The sequence below is a fragment of the Micrococcus sp. ACRRV genome (assembly GCF_022346985.1).
Classification (GTDB): Bacteria; Actinomycetota; Actinomycetes; order Actinomycetales; family Micrococcaceae; genus Micrococcus; species Micrococcus porci.
This window is the reverse complement of the sequence record NZ_JAKRNH010000200.1, coordinates 1-1397: the sequence shown is the minus strand read 5'-3', so window position 1 is coordinate 1397 and position 1397 is coordinate 1. Positions and strand designations below refer to the sequence as shown.

The following is a 1397-nucleotide window of genomic DNA, read 5'->3' as shown; positions in this document are numbered from 1 at the left end:
CTCGAGCCGGCCCTCGTCCACGAGCTTCTGCACGAACGTGTGGTCCCGGGTGACCTGCGTGAACTCGCCGTCCTTGAGGCGGTACGCGCGGGAGTCGCCGATGTGCGCCATGTGGAGGACCTCGCCCGCGAGCAGCCCCGCCGTGCACGTGGTGCCCATGCCGGCCAGCTTCGGGTTGGCGTGCACCAGCGAGGTGAGCACCAGGTTGGCGTTCTGGATCTCGTCGGGCAGCACGGTGGCGGGGTCCTCGTAGCCCACGTCGTCCAGGTGGGCCAGGTCCAGCACCGTGGACGCGCTCGCGACGTCGCCGCCCACGTGCCCGCCCATGCCGTCGGCGAGCACGGCCAGGTGACGGCCCGCGTAGGCGGAGTCGTCGTTCTTGGAGCGGACTCGGCCGACGTCGGTGCGCGCGGCGTGGTGCAGGACCAGGGTCACCGGATCAGTCCTCCAGGCCCATCACGGTCTTGCCGATGCGGATCGTGGAGGAGGTGCCCACCGGAAGGGTGCGGGTCACAGGGTCGCCGTCCACGAACGTGCCGTTGGTGGAGCCGAGGTCCTCGAGGAACCAGCGGGTGCCCTGCGGGAACAGGCGCGCGTGGCGGCCGGAGGCGTAGTCGTCCACGAGCACCAGGTCCGCGTCCTGGGCGCGGCCGATCAGCAGCGGGCGGCCGCCGAGGTCCACGGTCTGCCCGGCCAAGGGGCCCTCCGTGATGCGCAGCGTGCGCGCCAGCCGGGGGGCCGGAGCCGGGGGCACGGGAGCGGGCCGCTCGGCGGCGGGCGCGGCGGCCGGGGCCGGCCGGTCCGCGGAGGCCGCGTGGGCGCCGGCGGCGGGCACCGCGGTGACCAGGCCGGCGTCGCGCCGGGCCTGCTCCAGGCGCAGCTTGTTGCGGCGGCCCACCACGAGGTCGCGGCCCTGGGACAGGACGATCGAGATGATGAGGATCCACAGCGCCAGGAGCAGTCCCAGGCGGAGCACGGCGACGGCGAGCTCGTTCATGCGCGGGGCCTCCCGTCGGCGGGGTCGATGTGGAAGACCAGGTCCGTCTGGCCCACCGTGATGCGATCACCCTCCCGCAGCACGGTGGAGCCGTCAACGCGGCGCCCGTTCACGGTGACGCCGTTGCGGCTGCCCAGGTCGATCAGCGTGACCGAGCGGCCCACGCGCACCAGGCGGGCGTGCTGCCGGGAGACGGAGGAGTCCGGGACGACGACGTCCGCGCGCTCGGAGGAGCGGCCGAGGACCATGTCCTCGTGCGTGAGCGGGTGGCGGACGCCGTCGGCCTCGAGCCACGGCACCGCCGGCGCGGGCGAGGTGCGGCGGGGCATGACCACGGTGGCCTGCTCGTCCGCGGGTGCACGACGCGCGGACTCGGAGCGTGCGGGGGTCGGTGCGGGGC

At 74.8% G+C, this 1397-nt stretch carries 3 protein-coding genes; all 3 read right to left on the bottom strand.

The genetic code is table 11. The features are described 5' to 3' along the window. On the bottom strand, positions 1–435 hold a 435-nt coding region (locus tag MHY29_RS12090), incomplete at its 3' end, for a protein phosphatase 2C domain-containing protein (RefSeq protein WP_239241563.1). Positions 436–439: 4 nt separating this feature from the next. Then, positions 440–997: an FHA domain-containing protein gene (locus MHY29_RS12085; RefSeq protein ID WP_239241561.1), complete on the bottom strand. Its 558-nt coding sequence runs from the start codon at positions 995–997 to the stop codon at positions 440–442. Continuing rightward, positions 994–1397: FHA domain-containing protein (locus MHY29_RS12080; protein WP_239241559.1), on the bottom strand; the 404-nt coding region annotated here is incomplete at its 5' end. The genes MHY29_RS12080 and MHY29_RS12085, both read right to left, overlap by 4 nt.